Origin of the sequence: Belliella pelovolcani (genome assembly GCF_900156785.1) — a bacterium.
GTDB lineage: Bacteria > Bacteroidota > Bacteroidia > Cytophagales > Cyclobacteriaceae > Belliella > Belliella pelovolcani.
The window spans coordinates 82,964-104,794 of record NZ_FTOP01000012.1; the positions used below are offsets into that span (position 1 = coordinate 82,964).

Below are 21,831 nucleotides of genomic sequence, written 5' to 3' on the forward strand. Positions count from 1 at the left end.
AAATGGTAATTGCTAATTTGACGGCAAGTTACAAATAATTTTAAAGGGCTTTGTTGGAAAAATTGATTTTTCAGAAGATTATTTGGTAAGTTGTATTCACATGCATGAGCTTAACTTTATTTAACAGTTTCGTTTCAAGAAACTATAATCTATTGGAGTAACTTACACTAGTTAATTCAAAGTAATAAGTAAATAACTTAATTTTTCAACAAAGGAAATGGTTCATTTGAATCAAATTCACCTACTCTATCGGAGTTATCGATTAAAAAATTTTGCTTCAAAATTTTACAATGCTGAAAATTATTTTATTTGGTTTCAGAGATTCAGTCTACAGTGAGAAATAAGTACCATTTGATCTATATGGAGTTAACTTCTTGACTGAGAATAAAATATTGGAATCTTCAATGAATGAGTTAGCGTTTAAATTATCATCTTAAATTTTTGTGTTTAACAAGGTTTTTTTTGTACAAAATTATAATAAATCATGAAATATAAATCTATTTACATATACATACCTTTGATTATCTTTGGATGCAGAAATCCAGAGACTCCACAAACAATTTCAATTAACGAAAACACAAAAATATCTAAAGAATTACCACTCGTTGAAGATAAAAAGTTTAATCAACTTTTCGAATATGTCGGTGGTACACCTTATGAATTTTTTGAAGTTGACACAGGAATGTACATTTTTGATATAAAAGCGAAAGAAAATAAAATCATTCATTTTTTTAGTTTTGGTGAGCAGGAAATAATTAAAAGTATGATTAACAAGGGAAATGGTTTATATGAATCTTTTTCTCCTAAAACCACAAACATTAAAAATGAAATCATGACAATTCATGATTTTTCAATGAAGAAAATCATAGAGTTAAAATTAAATTCGGATGAATCAGTTCGCGAAGTAAAATTACCTAATTACTTTAATGAAGTTAAAATCATAAATAAATCTTCTTTAATCGGAAATGGCTCTTTAAATTCTAATAAAAAATTTCAAATAATCAATTTATCAAATGGTGAAATCATGGAAGAATTTGGAGACTACTTGAATATCCCAGAAAATCTAATTACCGAAACACTTAAGCAATACTTTCAATTCACTTCAACAACAAACCCCGATGGATCAAAAATTGCATCGGGGTACAGATGGCATGATCAAATTGAAATTTTCAACTTGGAAAGTAAAAAAAGTTTTGCAATCAAATTGCCAACTCTTATAAATAATCTCTTTGCACTACAAATAGATCCTTCTGGCAGATATTCCCTTGAGAGAGGTGGTGAAATCCAACATTGCTTTATGAACATTTCCTCTACTGAAAATTATATCTATGGATTGTTTTCAGGAAAAAAAGATTTTGAAGAAAATGCTTTTTTTGGAAGACATGTATATGTTTATGACTGGGAAGGTAATCCTATCAAACAAATCAATCTTGATAGAGATGTGATGACCATTTCTGTTTCACCCGATGATAAAAGACTTTATGCTTTTGATATAGATACAAGTGAGGTTTTATTTATCGATTTATGAAAACTGGTTTGAAAATCACCCCTTTCATCATTATAGTTTTAGCATTCTCGTTTTGTAATACTAAAAACAATACAGAAAATGTAGTAAGGAATGAGGAGAGTTTGGCAAATACTGTCCTTACTCTTCCTGATTCCTTAAGGCGCTACAAATCAGAGTTCAGCGAAGTTCCAAGATCTGTAGCAATCAATTCAACTTCCGTTGTTGTGTTCATCAATGTGTCTTGTGTAACTTGCATAGGTGATCTTGATTATTGGATGGAAAATTCAGTAAAACTTCAAGAGAAAAACATTCCAATGATCTTTATTTTAAGGGCGAGTGATGATTTTTATTTCTTTAAATTCCTCGTAGAAAATGAAAATAAAGAACTCCCAGAAGGAAGTTTCTACTTAGATATCAAGGATGAGTTTAGGGTCTTGAATGAAAAATTATTGACCCATGAAGTGAATACCTTCTTGATTGACCAAGGGTTAAAAGTTATCAAATCAGGTAATCCCATTAAAAGTTCCTCCTTCGCTAAAGACCTTTTTGAATGGGAATTTTAAAGCCTACATTCGAATGAAAAAGCGCATTGGTAGATTCTAATTTTATATTTAGCTTCTTTATTCTTTATAGACACTAGATCAAACATGTGTATATTTTTTTGTATTTTTGTGTATAAACAAGTGAAGCTATGAGAACCAATATAGAAATAGATCAAAAAGTCATTGATGAGATTTTAGAAAAAACTAATATCAAAACAAAGCGTGAGGCAGTTGATTTAGCATTGAAGGAATTTCTCCGAATGATTAAGTTGAAAGAACTGTCTGAATTGGCTGGTAAAGTCAATTGGTCTGGAGATTTAGATGCCATGAGGACTGACTGAAATGGACAATGTATTGATAGATACAAGTGTATGGATTAATTTTTTTGGAGGAAAAGACCAAAAGATTATCAGTGCTGTTCAGGAATTATTGCACAAGGATCAAGTGATAATCTGTCCTCCTGTCTACCAAGAGATTTTACAGGGAATCAAGTATCCCAAAGAGTTTTTAGACATGAAGGATAAGTTAAATGCATTGAGACAAATCCACGCCGATCCTTTTGAGGCTGCTGAAGGTGCAGCTCAGATATATTCTGTATTGAGGTCAAAAGGTGTTACAATAAGAAAGAGTTATGATTGTCTTATCGCTTGGTATGCCATTACAACTAACTCTATTCTATTTCATTTAGACAGGGATTTTATTTCAATTTCCAAGCACTTTAAATTTGAATGCTTTCAGATAAATTAAGTTAATTTGAGTTACAGTAATTAAAAAAGAGAAGTTTTCCCAATTCCGCATACTCTTTTACCCCTCCTGCTCCTTAAACTCAATCTTGCTGATCAAATCCATGGCTACATGGAGCATCACGCCTGTGACTAGCAGCATCCCTACGCATATCCCAATCATGCCATAAGCAAACTGCTTGCTGATAATAAAGACAAACAGACCGCTTCCTATAGCTGGTAAGAAACCAAACAGCAATACGCCTATTGTCATCACCGGTTTGATCAATTTCCTGTCCCAACCTTCTTCAAAACCCACATTGGTCACCGTAGTCATCGCAAATCCCGACAAGTAAAACATCAGCATCGCCAATACAAATGCAGGAATCAGCAAAAGACTCAATTTGGCGATCAATACGGTAGGCACGATCAGGATCGAAGAGAAAATCAAGGTTTGCATCAGATCCAAGCGGATCAGGTTCCAAAATTTCGCTCCCCACGATGCCGGTATCAGAATAAAGTAGGGCTTCTTCAAGTCTCCCACATTGTTGCGTCCCATTCCAGCGATCCAATAAATAAATATCAAAATCAATAGATAGAAATAGATTACATGGTGGGAAAACCAATCAAACCTAGATAAGGCTGCAAACAAGATCCCCAGTCCAGCAAAACCTAATCCATACAAGCCAAAGAAGGGATGGAAATCCTGCCTTGAGCTATGGACATAGTTTCTCCAATACAAGGCCTTTGCCCCAAATCCAAAATTGGGAATATCCAGCTGCTTTTTGGCATTGAGGCTCATGGCAGATTCTGAAGCTTCTTTTTTGCCTTTTACTTTTTCCTTTGCTTCTTCTTTTGATTTGGTTGACTCCAGCACATCTTCATAGTAGTATCCCGCATGCTGCAATACAGCTTGGAGGATCATGAAAAATGTCAGCAAGTACACCAATGAAAAACCACCCACCAACCAAAGGTTCTCATGGGAAGGGTACAGTATAATCGCCCTGCTCCAGCCTACCAATGGAAAAAAGTCAAACCAAGGAGAGCCTAGCCAGGCAAACATCCCATGCCAAAACTTATCTGCCATCACACCAGGTATCACGATCATCAGCAGCAATATCACTCCAAATCCAAATACACCTCTTTTGATATGCTCCATGATGTCATACTTGGTGTGCAAAGTATAGATCAGAAACTTGATCGGAAAAAGGATGAAAACAAAAAACGCCAAGCCCAGTCCCATCACCACTACTTGAATCACTTCCAATCCCAACTGCTCCACTACTTGTGCACTTGCATAGAGCATAAATAAAATACTCCCTCCCAATATCGGCAAGATTGATCTGATCAGGTAGTAAACCAATATACTGGATGGTGCCACTGGAGCAGTAAAAAGCATATTGACATCCGCCATGGAAAAGAAGCTGATGTTCTTCTTGGTCGCTCTAAACAACTGAAACAGTAAGACACCCAAAGCCAATAGCGTAAGTCCTCCTATGATCGCCAGTTTGGCATAGAGCTTTGCATCTGGAATGACATCCATGGCACTAGCTGCCTCTTGAAGCTGCTCCAAATCCACTTCTTGTATGGAGGCTGAAGATCTCTTGGCTCTTCTGAAATAGAAAAAACTAAAATACCCTACCACAAATAAATAGGGCAATAACCTTAAGGGATTCTTAAGGATCAACTTGATATTATTGATCAGGATAAAAAGATCTTTCCTGAGTAGCAGCTTGAACTCATTCATCCTTTGTCAATTCTAAAAACAAATCCTCTAAACTATACCCCGCTTCCACCATCTGACGCTTGAGGTTCTCCAAAGTATCATTGCCGACGATGTTGCCATCTTTCATGATCATGATGCGATCAGCGATGCTTTCCACTGAATCGATCAAGTGAGTACTGACCAGAATGGTCTTGCCTTGCGCCTTGAGGTCTTTGAAGATTTTCTTGGTATTTCTGATTGCCTTGGGATCTAGACCAATCATGGGTTCATCAAAAAACAGCAACTGTGGATCTGGCAGCAGTGCACAGCAGATTGAAACCTTCTGTCGCATCCCTTTGGAAAGGTCTCTGCCCAATTTGTCCTTTTTATCATTGAGGTCATAGTATTCAAAAAGCTCCTCCGCCTTCTGCTTCCAATCCGGCACCGCATAGGCCTGGGCAATAAACTGCATGTGTTCTTGGACGGTCAATAAGTCATAGACGCTGGGTGTCTCTGGGATATAGGAAAAATATCGCTTGGCAGCCACACTTAAGTGATCATGCCCACCAATATAAATTTCCCCGGCAGTTTTCCTCAAAAGCCCTACAATACACTTCATTGTGGTACTTTTACCCGCACCATTCGGACCGAGCAAACCTACTACTTCTCCACCTTGGAGAGAAAAGGAGATGTCATTGACAGCGTTTTGCTTGCCATACTTCTTGACTAAGCCAATTACTTCCAGCATTTTTCATGTTTATTTCTGGCAAGATAATCAATAGAACTAAAAATCCTCAAAAAACTATACCCCAACGAAGGGAAAGGTTATTGAAAATGTAACTTTCTTCCAAAACGCTATCAAATCCCGGGTTGATCCCTCCAATAGGAGGTCTACCAATAGTGCCAAAACCTTCAAAAGAAGCTGCATGTTGACGCTTGTAGCCTAGCATCCAAGTAAAGCTATGCCTACCTTTTTTTGATTTTTTCCGGATTCCAATGGCTGGAGCTACCATTCCACCTCCTTCATACCAAGCCTCTCTGTTGTTTTCAATCTCACGCTTCTCAAGGCAAGAAGTGCCATAACCTACGTCTAAGGCAAAATTTAAGGTGTATTTTTTAGCAGGATTGAGCTCATGGCGCCATCCAAAGCCAAGTGGCATCAACCTAAAACCAGGATAGGTATCCAAACCCACAAAAAAACCCACACGATTATGATAGTCAATCTGAACCCCATGAAAAGTCTGAAAACTAAGATTGATGCGATCATCATCATTTAATTTCCCCATCAATGGTCCTATCTCAACATGATGAATATAAGAGCCAATCTCCCTTTGAGAAAAGGAAAATTGGCTCGAAATGAAAAATAGAACAAACAGAAGAAAAGTAGATTTCATCAAACCACGATAGGATTTTTAACATCAATACAGCTCAACTGCACGAGTTTTTCAGGATTGGAATAGTCAAACTGACAAACCCCATCAGGTCCGATAACTATCAGGGATTTTGGCCCAGGAATGATATCTACTGACTTAAGAGAACGGAAGTGTTCAATCTGATTTCGAGAAATATTCATCACATCGGCGGCATCAAAACTCTTCAGTCCATGTTTTCCCTCAGCGATATAGAGGTAATCTCCCGCTAATGCAAGCCCGTGTGGATTCTCCATAGGATAGGTTTTGAGTAATTTGGGTTCATACAAGTTTTCGATATTGAGCACATGCAATTCATCCACACCAAACCTACAATTGACGCCTGTTCTCAAAGTGACAAAGGCATGGGTTTCATTGACCACTACTGGATCGCAGGCTGTGACGTGTTGGTAGACCGACATTTTACTTGGAGATGCTGGCTCAGTTGCATCATAGATATGCATCCCCGTATTGGAGCCTATGAAAAGTCGATTTTGAAAAGGGAAAATCGTCTCTATCCCCCAACCCAAATTGATGGTGCTGAGAAAATTTGGCTCTTCTTTGGTACTCACATCAAATACACGCAGGGAATAATCATCCACTGCATATAAGTGCGCATTCATCAAGGTAAATCTAGCCATCGATCCCCCTTGCCCGTAGCTCTCTCCACCTGCACGTGAGGCATCACTACTGAAGGCAAGCATTCCTCCTCGATTCCAGAATACATTACCACCACCCCACCAGCCACGCATAAAGTTTGACTCAGCAGTCAAAACCGTATCCTTCATGGTCATGAAAGTACCAGTAGCCTGATTGGTGTACATGCTGAGAAAAACATCCTCCACTCTCTTGATTTGCTGAATATTTCTTGGATCAGAAATATCAAAAACCAATAAGTCTAGGTAATTATCTGCATAGAGCATATTGGCATTGACCGCCATATCTACATTTCCAGGTACCTTGATAAAATTGATATTGATCGGATTGGCAGGATTGGAATTGTCCAGGATGTGGATTCCTTTTTGAGGTTCATTGATCAATAGAAAGTCACCATAGATGTATATTTTGCCAGGGTTTTCCAATTGCTTACCTGGCTCTATGATTGCTTCATTGGTTCTAAAGTCACTCATCTGCATGTACACGGGCACCATAGCTCTGTAAGTATAAGTGCTTGAAACCTGATCTTCGCAGGAAGAAAAAGTAAACAATAATGCCAGCGAAAAAATATATGCAGGCCAGTTAGCGAGTAGTTGGTTGATCTTTTTCATAAGCATGTGGTTTGGTAAAAATGATTCAAAGACGCATTTGTTTTTGCAATACAAACCTAGGACGCAAACGACATATCAAACGCTACAAAGCATTGCCACTTTTTTTCTAATTTTCTAATCTTGCCGTCATTTTTCTATTGAAATTTTCGAAAAGACTGATAAAATCTTTTAGTATCCTGCTGACTAATTCGTTATGAGCACTTTCTGGATAGATCGGATTATACTTGATTCTCAAAATGATCATATCCATCCAGCCTTTTCCATCATCGATCAAATCCTCGTTGAAGGCTTCTACAGTGATGTCTCGAGATCCAGAAAATGTCACTTGATGCTTTTGTTGTCTGAAAAACTCTGTAATAACCTTGAGTGCTAATTCATGGGTGAGCTCAAAACTCCTCACAAGTTGGGCTTCTGTCTTGGCATCCATCTGCTTAGATTTTCCGCATTGAACAGATAGCTTCAATTGCTCCAGAGCATCTTGAAAATCAAGCAAGCACTTCTCACATGTTAGTGTAGGTGATTTCATAGGTTTATCTTTCTGTTCAATTTACAATAATTTAATGGTAATCCATCACCTCACTGTGTAACTTTGCATGAAAGGTTGCCCATTAGGTGTGAGCCCTTCTAAGCGAAGACGTCCAGAGAAATTTTCCAAAAACTGCCCAACTTTCTCTGGATTCCGTGCGGCTTCACCATTGATTTGAGTCAGCACAAAACCATTGTTCAATCCTAATTCTCTTAAATAACCCCTTGTCAAGCCAGTGATTTTGATTCCATAATCTATGCCTAATCGATCTCGCTCTATTGCATTGACAGATTCTAATCTTGCACCTAGGATATTTGAACTGTAAAATTCTCTTTTGAGCACTCCTGTACCCCCATCAAGGTTTTGCAAAGTAACCTTGGCCGTTTTTCTGTCGGATTTGCGCTGGAAGGTAAATGTCAACTGATCTCCAGGATAGTAGTAAGACAGTACTTCCTCAAAGCTTCCCTTACCCATAACAGGGAAACCTTCAATCTGTGTAATCACATCATCCTTTTGAATGCCAGCCTTCTCAGCAGCCCCCCCTCTCAGCACGTTGGTAACGATGACTCCGTCGAGTGTTTTTAGATTCATTTCATCCGCCAATTCTGGGGTGATTTCCACCACATCCACACCTGGTAGCGCCTTTTGTACCTCCCCGTACTTGATCAAGTCATTAGCGATTTTGACTGCTATGTCCACAGGCACCGCAAAGCCATACCCCGTGTATGATCCAGTTCTTGAAAGAATGGCTGTATTGATCCCTACCAGTTCTCCTTTGGTATTAACAAGTGCTCCACCTGAATTACCAGGGTTGATAGGAGCATCTGTTTGAATAAATGATTCCAGCGGAAAATCCCCTCCAAGTATGTTGATTTGCCGTTCTTTGGCCGAAACAATACCAGCGGTGACAGTAGATGTCAGGTTAAACGGATTGCCCACAGCGATGACCCACTCACCTATTCTCAGGTCTCGGCTACTGCCCTGCTTGATAGCAGGAAGATTAGCTGCGTCAATTTTGAGTACAGCAATGTCTGTATTTTTGTCAGTACCTATCAGTTCAGCTTTGTAGGTCCGCTTCTGATGCACCACTTCAATGGTCTCTGCTCTATCTATCACATGGTTATTGGTAATGATGTAACCATCCCTGCTGATAATCACCCCAGATCCTGTACTGACACGCTGGGTTGGACCTGAACCAAAGAAATAGTCAAAAATACTGTAACGTCTGTAATCCGAGCCTGAAAAGTTTTTAATAAATACGACTGATGGCGTACTCACTTCGGATGCTTCGACAAAAGAAGTTGGAGCAGAAGGCACTGACTCTTCCTTATAAGCGTCATAATTAACCTGTTGTCTTCCAAAAGACTCACTTTGATTATATTCATACGGCAATTGTGGTTTTTCAGCAATAAATTCCACAAAAACAAAAGCGCCTGCGAGACCCGCTACAAATGCTAGGAGAATTATTTGGATATTTTTCATCATGATGTTTAACGAAAATTCAATTTCTAAGTTAAAAAGAAGGTTTGAAATCCATCAAAAAAATTACCGATTTCCGTGCCAAAAGTACCAAAGGTCAAAAAGACTGAGAAATCATAAGGAAAAGTCTCTGATCCTTGTAATTTTGTCAGTTGGTAAAATGACCTGAAAAAAATTTTAGAGATAAACCCATTCGGAGGTAAGCCATCATTCATGTCAGATAAAAAAAGAGTTGCCATCTTAGGTTCCACAGGCAGCATAGGGACACAGACTTTAGACGTCATCAAATCCCACCCAGACAAATTTGAAGTAGAAGTATTGACTGCTCAGAATAACTGCGATCTGTTGATTCAACAGGCATTGGAGTTTAAGCCAAATTGTGTGGTCATTGTCAATGAGTCCCACTACGAAAAAGTAAAAGAAGTACTTCTTCCTCAGGACATCAAAGTATATGCTGGAGAAAAGGCTTTGAGTCAAGTAGTAGAAATGGACAGCATCGATGTGGTTTTGACCGCATTGGTAGGATATTCTGGTCTGATTCCCACTATCAAAGCTATAGAAAACGGAAAGCAAATTGCCTTAGCCAATAAGGAAACCTTGGTTGTAGCTGGAGAATTAGTCACCAAGCTCGCTAGAGAAAAAGGTGTCAATATTTACCCTGTTGATTCAGAACATTCAGCGATTTTTCAATGTCTGGTTGGTGAATTTCATAATCCTATAGAAAAGATCATCTTGACTGCTTCTGGGGGACCATTCAGAGGAAAGGATAGGAAATTCCTAGCATCAGTTACCAAAGAGCAAGCCCTCAAACACCCCAATTGGGATATGGGTGCAAAGATCACTATTGACTCAGCTTCCTTGATGAACAAAGGTCTTGAAGTCATAGAGGCCAAATGGCTCTTTGGCCTTAAGACTGAACAAATCGATGTAATTGTCCATCCACAATCTATCGTACATAGTCTGGTGCAGTTTGAAGACGGGTCCATCAAAGCACAACTTGGGCTACCTGATATGCGTATTCCCATTCAGTTTGCATTGAGCTATCCAGATCGATACAAGTCAGATTTCCCAAGGTTCAATTTCGCACAATATCCCAATTTGACCTTCGAACAGCCCGATATGGAGACATTCCAAAATCTCAGGTTAGCCTTTGATGCTTTGGAAAAAGGAGGAAATGCACCTTGTATACTCAATGCTGCCAATGAAATTGTTGTGGCCGCATTTTTGAGAGACGAGGTTGGATTTCTCGAAATGTCAGACCTTATTGCAGCTGCATTGGATGAAGTCAAGTTTATCAGTCAACCAAAACTAGGTGATTTTGTAGAGACAGATAGGCTTACAAGAATATTTACAGAAGAATTAATTAAGCGTAAAAAATAAGTAATGGATACATTGATCATGGTAGCTCAGCTTTTACTGGGGCTATCGATTTTAGTAGGACTGCATGAACTCGGGCATTTGCTTACAGCAAAGATGTTTGGCATGCGTGTGGAGAAGTTTTCGATCGGATTCCCTCCAAAAATCATCGGTTTTCAGTGGGGAGAAACAGAATACTCTATTGGAGCGATACCCTTAGGTGGATTTGTAAAGATCTCAGGTATGGTAGATGAGAGCATGGATACTGAGCAAATGGCTTCTGAGCCACAGCCTTGGGAGTTCCGTTCTAAGCCAGCGTGGCAAAGATTGATCGTGATGCTAGGTGGTATCATCGTCAATGTAATTACAGGTATTTTGATCTTTGTGGTACTGGTTTATCAAAAAGGAGAAACATACTACTCGCAAGAGCAAATCGCAGAACACGGAATAGTAGCTTATGAAATAGGGCAGCAGATTGGTTTCCAAGATGGAGATAAGATCTTAGATATCAATGGACAGCCCTATCAAAGCCTCGGCGATCTCAGCAGTGGTGAAGCCCTATTGAGCACAGATGGTTATTATACTGTAGAGCGAAATGGCGAAATCATCAGAATTGATATCCCAAGAGGATTTATCAATTCCTTCTCGAACGAGGAGAGCATGTCTAAGTTTATCAGCATCAGGATGCCATTTGAGATCATAGATACACCAAAAGGCGGTGCAGCAAGAGAGGCAGGCTTACAGAAAGGAGACAGAATTCTGGCTATAGATGGACAACCTATCAATTACTTCAACGAGCTTCAAAATAATCTTGCCGAAAGGGCTGGCTCAGAGGCAAGGCTCACAGTCCAAAGAGACTCCGAGACCTTCGAAAAAACACTAGCCGTAACAGAAGAAGGCACCATAGGAATTCAGATCAATCCATTATTGGCACCTGTTACCAATAGGTTTGGTTTTGGGGAATCTATTGTCAAAGGCACCGAGAGGGCCTTCGGCGTAGTGATCATCAATGCCAAGGCATTGGGAAGAATGTTCACAGGTGAAGTATCTGCCAAAAACGTATCTGGGCCAATTGGAATGGCTAAGATCTATGGTAATAAATGGGATTGGACCAAGTTCTGGAGCATTACTGGTTTGATCTCTATGATTTTGGCCTTTATGAATTTGCTACCGATTCCTGCATTGGATGGAGGTCATGTGGTATTTTTGCTTTATGAAATGATCTCAGGCAAGACCCCTTCAGATCGATTCTTAGAAAATGCCCAAAAAATCGGCATGGTTATGTTACTGGCGCTGATGGTTTTCGCTATTGGAAATGACATTTTGAAGTTGTTCACGGGCGGGTAAACCAACTTTATATAAAAAAGTTTAGTAGGTCAATGAAAAATTTCATTGACCTATTTTTTTGTTTGATTTTTTTGATTAGAATTGATGGTTTTAAAGCCTATATATGAAGAAACTATTTACCATTACTTTCCTGATTTTTTTATCAGGATTTACAATCCCTTTTTTAGCCATAGCGCAAAAAGAAATCCCAACAAAAGACCTACTTTACCTTAAAGACGGCTCAGTATTATCAGGCAGCATTCGATACAATCCTAAAAAGTCTGCTGAAACAGTCATTCTAATTTCTGAGGGCGTTGAAAAATCATACTCAGTAAATGAAGCTGATGGTTTTCTATTCGAGTTTCAAGAAAAATATGTTATCAAAGATCTTAACACAAAGGATTTTGATTCAAAGCGTTTTTTCAGCAGGTTGATTATTGATGGAGATTTGAAGCTTTACCAACTCTTTGGCAGATTTTATATTGAGGATCAATCTGAAAAAATCATTCCTTTACAAAAGTCAGAGATTGGGGAGTTTACCAAGAAAGAAAAAAGCAGCAAGTACCATTTGTCTATTTTGAGCTTTGTAACCCAAGGTGATTGTAGTTCGAATAAAGGTTCAAGCTTAGACAAGGTTCAGCTCAATGATGAAAGCCTAAATGATTATTTAGTAGCTTACTTAGCATGTCTGGGTTCATCTTTTACAAGTTATATTGACAACAGGCCAAGGGCTCAATTGAACTATTACGCACAAATTGGCGGTGTTCACACAAGGTACAAGTATGCGAGGGAATCTGTCCCAGTGCGACAAAACATTCAAAAAAACACCATTCCTGCTATTACAACAGGGGTTAGATTAGATGAATTAAGAGGCAAGCCTAGAGTTTCTATGGACTTTTTGTTGGGGATAACCTCCCAAAACAACTCCTTGGACTACTTTTATGAAGATAATGTTTACAGATATGTAGGCACATCAAATTATTCATTGTTTTCTTTGACAGGCAATTGGTTTGTGAATTACACTTTGTTAAAAAAACAAAAATTTGATTTGTACGCAGGTGTAGGACCGATGACTAGGGTGAATTTTTTCAAAGAAGAATTTGCAATAGCTGAGACAATTAGGACTACTAATGGATTTACGGTTTTAGACGAAGGTCAAGCTTTTGATGTAGCTCCTTATACTCTTGGATTAGGTTACAAAATAGGAGCTGTTTTGGCTAAAAATACAAGAAGCAGAATTACGGCTGAATTGATAATGGATTTTACCCCTCGAAGTGTCAATATCAATATCGCCAACAGATCAAATCTTGACCAATTTAGTACCGCATTTATGATTGGTTACTCATTTAGACAATTGAAAAAATGAAGAAGTTTTTTAACATTCTGCTGCTGATAGTCTTCTTATCGTCTTGCGAAGAGGAGAAACTTCCTGAGTTGGTAAATCCTAGGTTTAGTGTGGCATATATTCAGGAAATAGATGAAAACGGTGTCACATTCGCCGCCAACATCTATGATATAGGGAAAAAAGAAATACTGGAATATGGATTTTTTTATAGTCCAAAATCTTTTGACCCTGTGAATTCAGGAGAAAAGATCAGTTCAACTGGTCAGCCTGAAGGTTTCTTTGAACTGACAGCAAACTACTCCATGGTAGCAGGACGTGAGTATCATGTTGTAGCGTTTATTAGAACTGAATCAGGGTTGATTGTTTCTAACCCACAATCTTTTATAAGCCAAGGCTCTACAGGTTTTATATTTGAAAAAATAGAGCTTCCAGATCATGTTTATTACTTTGACACTATAAAAATTTTTGGTAAGAACCTGACTCAAAAGATTGACCAAATCAGGCTAAGAATCAACAATAGTGAATCTACAATTGTAAGTTTAAATCAAGAATTTTTTGAAGCAATCGTACCAAATACTGCATATGAATTTGGGGGAAATGCGACTTTCAATTTAACAGTAAGTGAAAAACAGCTCACCTTAATTTTACCATTCAGCTTAACTGAACCAGAATTTGAACTCCACGCCGATTTTGAGCAAAAACTTTCAGAGCCATTGGTCATTAAAGGTAAATATCTCAGAAACATAACTTCACCCTTTACAGATTTTATTCAAGGTACAAACGAGGAGTTTAATATTAATGCTACGACAACTGATTCAACTATTACCTTTGAACCTAGGGCAATTTTTAATTCCAATACCCCCTCTTTTAAAATAAAAATTAGGGGCAAAGAATATGTAATCAATAATAGTGTCAAACTAGCACCGAAAATTTTTGAGCCAAATCAAATCATCCAAGTGTGGCCACGCAACAAAGTGAAAATTAAAGGCTCCAATTTCAATACATATGGCTCACAATTCAATAAGTTATCGCTAGATAATGAAGCTGTCAAATTCCATATTTATGAGGTGACTGAAAATGAAATGGTTATTGATTTTTACAGTGATAATTTTTTTATTGATCAGGATCTTAAATTCACTGTTTTCTCACATGGTGAATTATCAAAGAACACGGTACAAGTGGGGATTTCAGATCCAAGGTCTATCTATATGGATTTAAACATGGATTTAGCAAGAAAATTCAGATCAATTGGTAATAAAGTTTACTATATCGACAATGGACAAATCAATGAAATTGATTTGAATACAAAAAGTCAAAGTATAAAAGCTGATATTCCTTACGAGTATTTCCCATTAGAAAATCCAGAAATATTTTTGGAACATATGGGATCACTCTATTTCTCTGATAGCTATAACTCTGAAGAGGGTAATATCAATAACTTTTACAAATATGACCCAGTCACCAATGTCGTCACTTCACTTCCATTGATTCAATCCGACCCATTCCTTCAAAAATGGGTATTTGCCTACGGGGATTACATCTATTTAGGTGGAGGTGAATATATTCAAGGGCCATCAGATTTTACGATTAATTATCACACATATAAATTCAACATCCATTCATTAAGTTGGCAAAGAATCCCACCTAGCAATTATCCAGCAAATTTTGGGCTCTATACATTTACTCATAACAATGAAATATATGGCATGCAAGGGAGCAATCCCCAATCTAATAATACTTCACTTTACAAATTTAACCTTTCAACAAATCAATGGGTAAAACTTAAGACATTCGAAACTTACGCCATTATCAACCAAAGTTCTCCTAACACTACAATAGGGGATAAAACCTTCATAAGTTCAAATGACAATCTGTATTCCTTAGATATGAATTCATTGTCACTCGAAAAAGTAATACTCCAAGGGTTTAGTTATCTAGACAGCTTCCGTCAAGGAACTGTAATTGATAATTATTACTACTATCCATTAAAAGTCAATGGAAAAATGAAACTGGTTAAGTTTAACCCCTTAAAATAAGTAATCATGAATTTTATGATAGTATAAAACAAAATATTCTCAACAAATTAACACTTAACTAACTTTAATCTGCGAGAATGTTCTCTTCTATTTTTATAGGGTTTTTGGATATTACTGAGAATTTGATAAAAAGTATTGGAGCCTCCCCTGACAAATTGCCAATAAAATAAGCTTGGCATAAGCATTGAATTAATTGGAAGAACCTTCTAAATTGAGGGTTCTTTCTTATTTTATGATTTAACATGACAGCCAGCCTGTCATCTTGTCCTTTATGAACAATTACGAAAATCAATTATATCAATCTTTAATGGTAGGCGACTATGCCGGAGAAGGCGATCTGATCCAACTCATCACTGATGATGAAGCAGATGATATCTCACAACAAGAAAACTACTCCAGCGAAATCCCAATCCTCTCTGTCAGAAATACTGTACTTTTCCCCGGTGTCGTGATTCCTATCACTGTGGGCAGACAGAGATCGATCAAATTGGTCAAAAAAGCACAGCGTGGCGATAAGCTCATCGGTGTTTGTGCTCAAATCAACCCTAACAATGATGACCCTTCTTGGGAAGACATCTACCATGTAGGTACACTGGCCAAAATCATCAAAATGATCGTGCTTCCCGATGGAAATACGACCATCATCATCCAAGGGAAAAAGCGATTCCAAATCACGGAAACACTTACCGAAGACCCATACTTCACAGCGAGAGTGGCTTATCTGGAAGAAAATTTCCCCAAAAACAGCAAAAAAATCGAGGCACTGGAAGAGTCACTCAAAGACGCTGCTGCCAAAATTCTACACCTGAATCCAGAAATCCCTAGAGAAGCGCAAGTTGCATTAGATAATATCGATAATACCCCTTTTCTGACACATTTCCTTTCCTCTAATATCAATGCGCCTGTAGAGGCCAAGCAAAAACTCCTCGAGATCAATGATGGCGTGGAGCGCGCTACCTTGCTGCTGGAGTTTATGATGAAAGACATCCAAATGCTGGAGCTGAAAAGTGAAATCCAAAAGAAGGTTCATACTGATATCGATCAGCAACAGCGAGACTACTTTCTCAGACAGCAGATGAAGGTCTTGCAAACCGAATTGGGAGAAGAAGGTCCAGAAAAAGAAGTAGAAGAACTCAGACTCAAAGGCGCCAAGAAAAAATGGCCTCAAGCTGTAGCCAAACACTTTGAAAAAGAACTGGATAAAATCCTAAGAATCAACCCATCCGCTGCTGAATACCCCATAGCACTCAACTATGCAGAAACGCTCGTAGAGCTGCCTTGGAATGAATTAACAGAGGATAACTTCGACCTGAAGAGAGCTAAGGAAATCCTCGACAAGGACCATCACGGTCTTGAAAAAGTCAAAGAAAGAGTCATTGAATACTTGGCTGTACTGAAGCTGAAGAATGACCTCAAGGGGCCCATTCTATGTCTCTACGGCCCTCCAGGCGTTGGTAAAACATCCCTTGGGAAATCCATTGCCAAAGCGCTTGGTAGAAAATATGTACGCATGTCTCTCGGCGGCGTCCATGATGAAGCAGAGATCCGCGGACATAGAAAAACCTACGTGGGAGCCATGCCAGGTAAGATCATTCAAAACATGAAAAAGGTAAAAACCAGCAACCCCGTCTATGTCTTGGATGAAATAGACAAGCTGAGTTCAGACTTCAGGGGCGATCCTTCTTCTGCATTTCTTGAAGTCCTAGATCCTGAGCAAAACAGCACTTTCACAGATAACTATTTGGAAGTAGAGTACGATCTTTCCAAGGTACTATTCATCGCTACTGCCAATTCCCTTGATAGTATTCAGCCTGCCTTGAGAGACAGAATGGAGATCATCGAAGTGACTGGCTACACCATGGAAGAGAAGTTGGAAATTGCCAAAAAGCATTTGATCCCAAAGCAAAGAAAAGAACATGGCTTAAAGGCAAAGGACTTATCCTTTGACAAAACTGCCATTGCCAAAATCATAGAAGACTATACTCGTGAATCTGGCGTAAGAAGCCTAGAGCGCGCAGTAGGTAAAGTAGTTAGGAATGTTGCCAAATCCATCGCTATGGAGGAGGAATACAGCAAGAAGATCACACCTGAAGCAGTAAGAAAAATCCTTGGTGGAGAGATCTTCGATAAGGAAATGTATCAAGACAATAGTGTGGCTGGTGTGGTAACTGGTTTAGCTTGGACTTCTGTAGGCGGAGAGATACTCTTTATAGAAACAGCCTTGAGTAGAGGTAAAGGCAAACTTACTCTCTCAGGTCAGCTTGGAGATGTGATGAAGGAATCAGCCATGACTGCACTCTCCTACCTCAAATCAAAAGCCGAAAAACTTGGCATCGACTACAGAGTCTTTGATCAATACGATCTCCACGTCCACGTGCCTGCCGGTGCTGTACCAAAAGACGGTCCGTCAGCAGGTATCACCATGCTGACAGCGATGGCTTCGCTTTATACACAGAGAAAAGTAAAATCAAAGATTGCTATGACTGGAGAAATCACCCTCAGGGGAAAGGTGATGCCAGTGGGTGGTATCAAAGAAAAAATTCTAGCAGCTAGAAGGGCTGGTTTGAAGGAAATCATACTTTGTCAGAAGAATAAAAGAGATATAGAGGAAATCGACGAACAATATTTAAAAGGTATCAATTTCCACTTTGTCGACAATGTAGATCAAGTATTGGAAATCGCCTTGATGAAATCCAAAGTAGAGGAGCCCATGAAGTTTACCTTCACTAGCGAAAACAACAACCATTGAAAACAAGGCTGCTCTATAGCATTTTGATCATGCTGGGACTTTTAGGAATGTCCCAGCAGGTCATTTTAGCTCAGACCAGTCAGGCAGCATTCAATTTTGTAGACCATCCCAGTCATGCTAAGTTAGCCGCACTGGGAGGAGTCAATTTGACAGCAGGCAATGACCCCTTGATGTTCCTAGCCAATCCAGCCTTGTTGGACAGCAGTAGATCAAATACCCCTTCATTTCATTACCTCAATTTCCCAAGTGGAATCAATGTAGCTACCTTAGGCTACACCTTTGAAGGCTTCTCAGATGGGATCTTTGGCATTGGCTTACAATACTTCAATTATGGAGATTTTCAAGGATTTGATGATATAGGTCAGCCCACTGGAAAATTCAATGCCAACGAGTTTGCACTCACAGCGGGCTACGCCAAAAGTCAAGGAGTATTTCGATACGGTGCCAATTTGAAATTACTGGGATCAGTATTAGAAAGTTTTCAAGCTTATGCTTTGGTTATGGATTTTGGGGTGAATTACCATCATCCAGTCCAAGACTTGGTACTGGCTATCAATCTTAGAAATATAGGGTTCAACATCAAGAACTATATCGCAGGTCAAGACCTCCAACTACCTACCGACTTAAGGATTGGAGCTAGCTATAAGCCAGAATTTGCGCCATTTCGATTTCATATCAGTTTGAGAAACCTGCAAGGAAGAGAAGTAGATTTCTTTATACCTGATCCATTTAGAAACAATGAAGAGCTAGGGACTGTTGATCAAATATTCAGGAGAGCTGTATTTGGAGTAGAAATATTACCTTCGGAGCATTTCAATCTGAGATTGGGATATAATCACCTGATTAGAAAAGAATTTGAAACAGCAAACGGAGCAGGAGCTGGTGGATTTTCGGGAGGATTTTCATTTATGCTTAAGCAGTTTGAGCTCTCCTATTCCCGTATGTTTTACAATGTCCCAGGTGGTTCCAATGTATTTGGAATCACCACTACTATCGACAAGAAAAGAACGTTCTAAAAACGTAAAAATATGAGAAGTGATTTTAAAGATTTGACACCGAAGCAGATTGTATCCGAATTAGATAAATATATCATCGGTCAGCATGATGCAAAAAGAAATGTGGCCATAGCCCTTAGGAATAGAATCAGGAGGCTGATGGTGAAGACTGATATCCAAAAAGATATTGTACCCAATAACATCTTGATGATAGGGTCCACAGGTGTGGGTAAGACAGAAATAGCGCGGAGGCTTGCTAAAATCGCCAATGCTCCATTTACCAAAGTAGAAGCTTCCAAATTTACAGAAGTAGGCTATGTAGGTAGAGATGTGGAAAGCATGGTAAGAGACCTTGTAGAACAATCCGTGCATTTGGTACAAGCTCAAAAAAATGAAGAGGTCAAAGAAAAAGCAGCTGCTGCGGCAGAGGAAGCAATCTTAGACATCTTGATTCCACCTGTCAAAGCTGCTGGATTCTCCAGAACTACAGCAACTCCAGCTTCGGATTTCAATCCTGAGCATTCATCAGATGAAGAGCTCAACGAAAGAACACGAGAGCGATTCCGTGAAAAACTCCGCAATGGAGAAATGGAAGAAAGAAAAATTGAGATCAGCGTCAAGCAAAGTCCACCTGTGGGTGTAGGCATGATTGGCAATGGAATGATGGATGATGCTAGCATGGCGGGTCTTCAGGACATGATCAGTGGCATGATGCCAAAAAGGACCAAAAAAAGAAAGGTCACTATCGCAGAAGCTAGGAAAATCCTCACTGAAGAAGAGGCTAGCAAATTGATAGACTTTGATGAGGTAAAAGAAGAAGCCATTCACTTAGCAGAGAACAATGGTATCATCTTCATAGATGAAATCGATAAAATCGCCTCCAAATCCAGTAAATCTGGAGGAGGTCCAGATGTATCCCGCGAAGGTGTGCAGCGTGACCTCCTTCCGATTGTAGAAGGTTCTGCTGTAAACACCAAATATGGCATCATCAATACTGACCATGTATTGTTTATTGCTGCGGGAGCTTTTCACGTGTCAAAGCCATCAGATTTGATCCCAGAACTTCAAGGAAGATTCCCTATCAGGGTAGAATTGAGTAGTTTGACGGAAGAGGATTTCTACAGAATTCTCAAGGATCCCAAAAATGCCCTCACCAAACAATATCAAGCATTATTTGAGTCTGAGGAAGTTTATTTGGACTTCAATGACGAGTCCATCAGAGAGATTGCAAAACTAGCTTTTCAGATCAATGAAGAGGTAGAAAATATCGGTGCACGAAGACTGCATACAGTTATGAGTCACTTGCTCAATGACTTTCTTTTCGAGGTACCTGATACCATTGAGGCTAATTCCAAGATCATGGTCACCAAAGAAATGGTACAAGAAAGACTCAGCGTCTTGGTCAAAAACAGAGACTTATCGCAATATATTCTATAATCAAAAAAGGCTATCCTCATCATGGATGGCCTTTTTTATCTTCTTGAAAATATAACCATGAAATCACTCTACATCATTACAGGATCGAGCAAAGGAATTGGACTGGCTTTACTAAAATCCCTCGCAAAGGATGCGAATAATTTTATAGTAGGGATAGCTAGATCTGAATCAAAGGAACAACATGAAAATGTAAGGAATTTGTCTTTAGATCTTGGGAATTTTGATCTATTGCGACAAAGCTTTGATCAAATTTTTCCAGAAGGAGCATTCGAAAATTTGGTTTTGATCAATAATGCGGGTTGGATAGGTCAAATCGATCACTTGGGGAATTTGAAAGCAAAAAGTATCAGAGATATTTTCAATATCAACACCATCGCCCCTGCTATGTTGATGAATGAATTTATCAGCAGGTACACAGAATCTTCTGGAAACAAAACGATCATCAATATCAGCTCAGGTGCTGCACGCAAAGCAGTAGATGGCTGGTCAGGCTATTCCTCCTCCAAAGCTGCACTCAACATGATCAGTGAAGTAGCTCAAGAAGAAGCCGATTTGGATAATACAGGCATTAAGGTTTTTGCTGTTGCCCCTGGAGTGGTAGATACTGAAATGCAAAGTAACATCAGGTCGGCACCAGAATCAGGGTTTTCCAAACTGGAAAAATTCAAAGGACTGAAGTCTGAAAACGCACTTAGTTCTGCAACGGAAGCTGCTGAAAAAATATTATACCTGGTCAAAAACAGGGATCAATTCAAAGGTGTATTGCAGGATGTAAGAGAATTTTAGCCATTTTTCTTGGGATAATCATCAAACCATACCTCAGCATTTTTCTTGCTTATGTCCAACCAGTTGTCAGTGTGAAAAATAAATCCAAATTGCCCGGCTGTAGGTAAATTGTCAAGTTCACCACCAAGCTCCCATATCAAATCATTGAACCCAGGATTATGACCAAAGACTAATAGAAGTTCAACCGCTTGCGGAACAGCTCTTATTTGCTCAAATATTTCATATGAACTGGCATGATAAAGCTTATTGGAATATTGTATAGCTTTTTTTGGAAAATGCAACTGCTCTGCGATGATTTGAGCAGTTGCACTTGCTCTAGTAGCATCAGAAGAAAGCATCATATCGGGAATCACCCCTCTTTTTTTCAGACGCTGCCCCATCTTAGGTGCATCCCTAAGTCCACGGATGGCAAGAGGCCTTTTGTGATCTCTTAGAAAGGGATCATCCCAAGCAGATTTAGCATGACGAACCAATATCAACCTCTTCATTTTTATATGATTATTTTATTTTGATAGATATACTCAAATTATTTCATTCTTAATTTTGCTTTTTCCAAATGAGTAGATTTTGAGAAACCAATTTAACGAAATATTTTTTTGTTTTTTTAGCCATATTATTTACATTTATCGAACATTTAACCACA

Annotated in this window: 19 protein-coding genes; 12 read left to right on the top strand and 7 right to left on the bottom strand. The window is 38.8% G+C overall.

Annotation, left to right across the window (positions count from 1 at the left end; all coding sequences use genetic code 11):
• The first annotated feature begins 484 nt into the window (after window positions 1-484).
• The 4 genes from BW935_RS13355 to vapC all read left to right on the top strand — a co-directional run bounded on the left by BW935_RS13355 (window position 485) and on the right by vapC (window position 2,796).
• Window positions 485-1,528 carry a BF3164 family lipoprotein gene (locus tag BW935_RS13355; RefSeq protein WP_076502239.1) on the top strand — a complete coding sequence of 348 codons (1,044 nt, stop codon included), beginning with the start codon at window positions 485-487 and terminating at the stop codon, window positions 1,526-1,528.
• Complete coding sequence (locus BW935_RS13360) at window positions 1,525-2,070, top strand: hypothetical protein (protein ID WP_076502241.1); 546 nt, start codon at window positions 1,525-1,527, stop codon at window positions 2,068-2,070. The genes BW935_RS13355 and BW935_RS13360 overlap by 4 nt, the downstream gene beginning before the upstream one ends.
• A gap of 128 nt (window positions 2,071-2,198) precedes the next feature.
• Window positions 2,199-2,390, top strand: a complete 192-nt coding sequence (locus tag BW935_RS13365) for a type II toxin-antitoxin system VapB family antitoxin (RefSeq protein WP_076502244.1) — start codon at window positions 2,199-2,201, stop codon at window positions 2,388-2,390.
• A 1-nt stretch (window position 2,391) separates the two neighbouring features.
• The gene (gene vapC / locus BW935_RS13370) at window positions 2,392-2,796 is read left to right on the top strand and encodes a type II toxin-antitoxin system VapC family toxin (protein WP_076502246.1); all 405 of its coding nucleotides are present in this window, start codon (window positions 2,392-2,394) and stop codon (window positions 2,794-2,796) included.
• A 57-nt stretch (window positions 2,797-2,853) separates the two neighbouring features.
• On the opposite strand, the gene BW935_RS13375 is transcribed toward vapC, so the two are convergent.
• From BW935_RS13375 to BW935_RS13400, 6 genes are all read right to left on the bottom strand, one after another.
• Window positions 2,854-4,518 carry a putative ABC exporter domain-containing protein gene (locus BW935_RS13375; protein WP_076502248.1) on the bottom strand — a complete coding sequence of 555 codons (1,665 nt, stop codon included), beginning with the start codon at window positions 4,516-4,518 and terminating at the stop codon, window positions 2,854-2,856.
• Window positions 4,511-5,224: an ABC transporter ATP-binding protein gene (locus BW935_RS13380; protein WP_076502250.1), complete on the bottom strand. Its 714-nt coding sequence runs from the start codon at window positions 5,222-5,224 to the stop codon at window positions 4,511-4,513. The genes BW935_RS13375 and BW935_RS13380 overlap by 8 nt, the downstream gene beginning before the upstream one ends.
• A 46-nt stretch (window positions 5,225-5,270) precedes the next feature.
• The gene (locus BW935_RS13385) at window positions 5,271-5,870 is read right to left on the bottom strand and encodes a hypothetical protein (protein ID WP_076502252.1); all 600 of its coding nucleotides are present in this window, start codon (window positions 5,868-5,870) and stop codon (window positions 5,271-5,273) included.
• The gene (locus BW935_RS13390) at window positions 5,870-7,153 is read right to left on the bottom strand and encodes an LVIVD repeat-containing protein (RefSeq protein WP_076502254.1); all 1,284 of its coding nucleotides are present in this window, start codon (window positions 7,151-7,153) and stop codon (window positions 5,870-5,872) included. Before BW935_RS13390 ends, BW935_RS13385 begins: the two co-directional genes overlap by 1 nt.
• A 106-nt stretch (window positions 7,154-7,259) precedes the next feature.
• Window positions 7,260-7,679 carry a nucleotidyltransferase substrate binding protein gene (locus BW935_RS13395; RefSeq protein WP_076502256.1) on the bottom strand — a complete coding sequence of 140 codons (420 nt, stop codon included), beginning with the start codon at window positions 7,677-7,679 and terminating at the stop codon, window positions 7,260-7,262.
• 45 nt (window positions 7,680-7,724) lie between these two features.
• Window positions 7,725-9,161 carry a S1C family serine protease gene (locus tag BW935_RS13400; protein WP_394333611.1) on the bottom strand — a complete coding sequence of 479 codons (1,437 nt, stop codon included), beginning with the start codon at window positions 9,159-9,161 and terminating at the stop codon, window positions 7,725-7,727.
• A gap of 210 nt (window positions 9,162-9,371) precedes the next feature.
• Here BW935_RS13400 and BW935_RS13410 point away from each other — a divergent pair, with 210 nt between their 5' ends.
• The 8 genes from BW935_RS13410 (at window position 9,372) to BW935_RS13450 (ending at window position 21,188) form a co-directional block, all read left to right on the top strand.
• Window positions 9,372-10,538 carry a 1-deoxy-D-xylulose-5-phosphate reductoisomerase gene (locus tag BW935_RS13410; RefSeq protein WP_076502262.1) on the top strand — a complete coding sequence of 389 codons (1,167 nt, stop codon included), beginning with the start codon at window positions 9,372-9,374 and terminating at the stop codon, window positions 10,536-10,538.
• Window positions 10,539-10,541: 3 nt separating this feature from the next.
• Complete coding sequence (gene rseP, locus BW935_RS13415; protein ID WP_076502264.1) at window positions 10,542-11,861, top strand: RIP metalloprotease RseP; 1,320 nt, start codon at window positions 10,542-10,544, stop codon at window positions 11,859-11,861.
• A 103-nt stretch (window positions 11,862-11,964) separates the two neighbouring features.
• Window positions 11,965-13,206 carry a hypothetical protein gene (locus tag BW935_RS13420; protein ID WP_076502266.1) on the top strand — a complete coding sequence of 414 codons (1,242 nt, stop codon included), beginning with the start codon at window positions 11,965-11,967 and terminating at the stop codon, window positions 13,204-13,206.
• On the top strand, window positions 13,203-15,221 hold the full coding sequence (locus BW935_RS13425; protein ID WP_076502268.1) for a Kelch repeat-containing protein: 2,019 nt from the start codon (window positions 13,203-13,205) through the stop codon (window positions 15,219-15,221). The genes BW935_RS13420 and BW935_RS13425 overlap by 4 nt, the downstream gene beginning before the upstream one ends.
• A gap of 271 nt (window positions 15,222-15,492) precedes the next feature.
• Window positions 15,493-17,970 carry an endopeptidase La gene (gene lon / locus BW935_RS13435; protein ID WP_076502273.1) on the top strand — a complete coding sequence of 826 codons (2,478 nt, stop codon included), beginning with the start codon at window positions 15,493-15,495 and terminating at the stop codon, window positions 17,968-17,970.
• 29 nt (window positions 17,971-17,999) lie between these two features.
• Window positions 18,000-18,986 (top strand): type IX secretion system protein PorQ, encoded by a 987-nt coding sequence (gene porQ, locus BW935_RS13440; RefSeq protein ID WP_245802703.1) that lies wholly within the window; start codon window positions 18,000-18,002, stop codon window positions 18,984-18,986.
• Between the two features lie 12 nt (window positions 18,987-18,998).
• Complete coding sequence (hslU, locus tag BW935_RS13445; protein ID WP_076502279.1) at window positions 18,999-20,402, top strand: ATP-dependent protease ATPase subunit HslU; 1,404 nt, start codon at window positions 18,999-19,001, stop codon at window positions 20,400-20,402.
• Window positions 20,403-20,459: 57 nt separating this feature from the next.
• A complete protein-coding gene (locus BW935_RS13450; protein WP_076502316.1) occupies window positions 20,460-21,188 on the top strand; it encodes an SDR family NAD(P)-dependent oxidoreductase in 729 nt (242 codons plus the stop codon).
• Here the strand turns inward: BW935_RS13450 and BW935_RS13455 are convergent.
• Window positions 21,185-21,676: a SixA phosphatase family protein gene (locus tag BW935_RS13455; RefSeq protein ID WP_076502281.1), complete on the bottom strand. Its 492-nt coding sequence runs from the start codon at window positions 21,674-21,676 to the stop codon at window positions 21,185-21,187. The two genes, BW935_RS13450 and BW935_RS13455, sit on opposite strands and share 4 nt — an antisense overlap.
• Window positions 21,677-21,831: the final 155 nt, after the last annotated feature.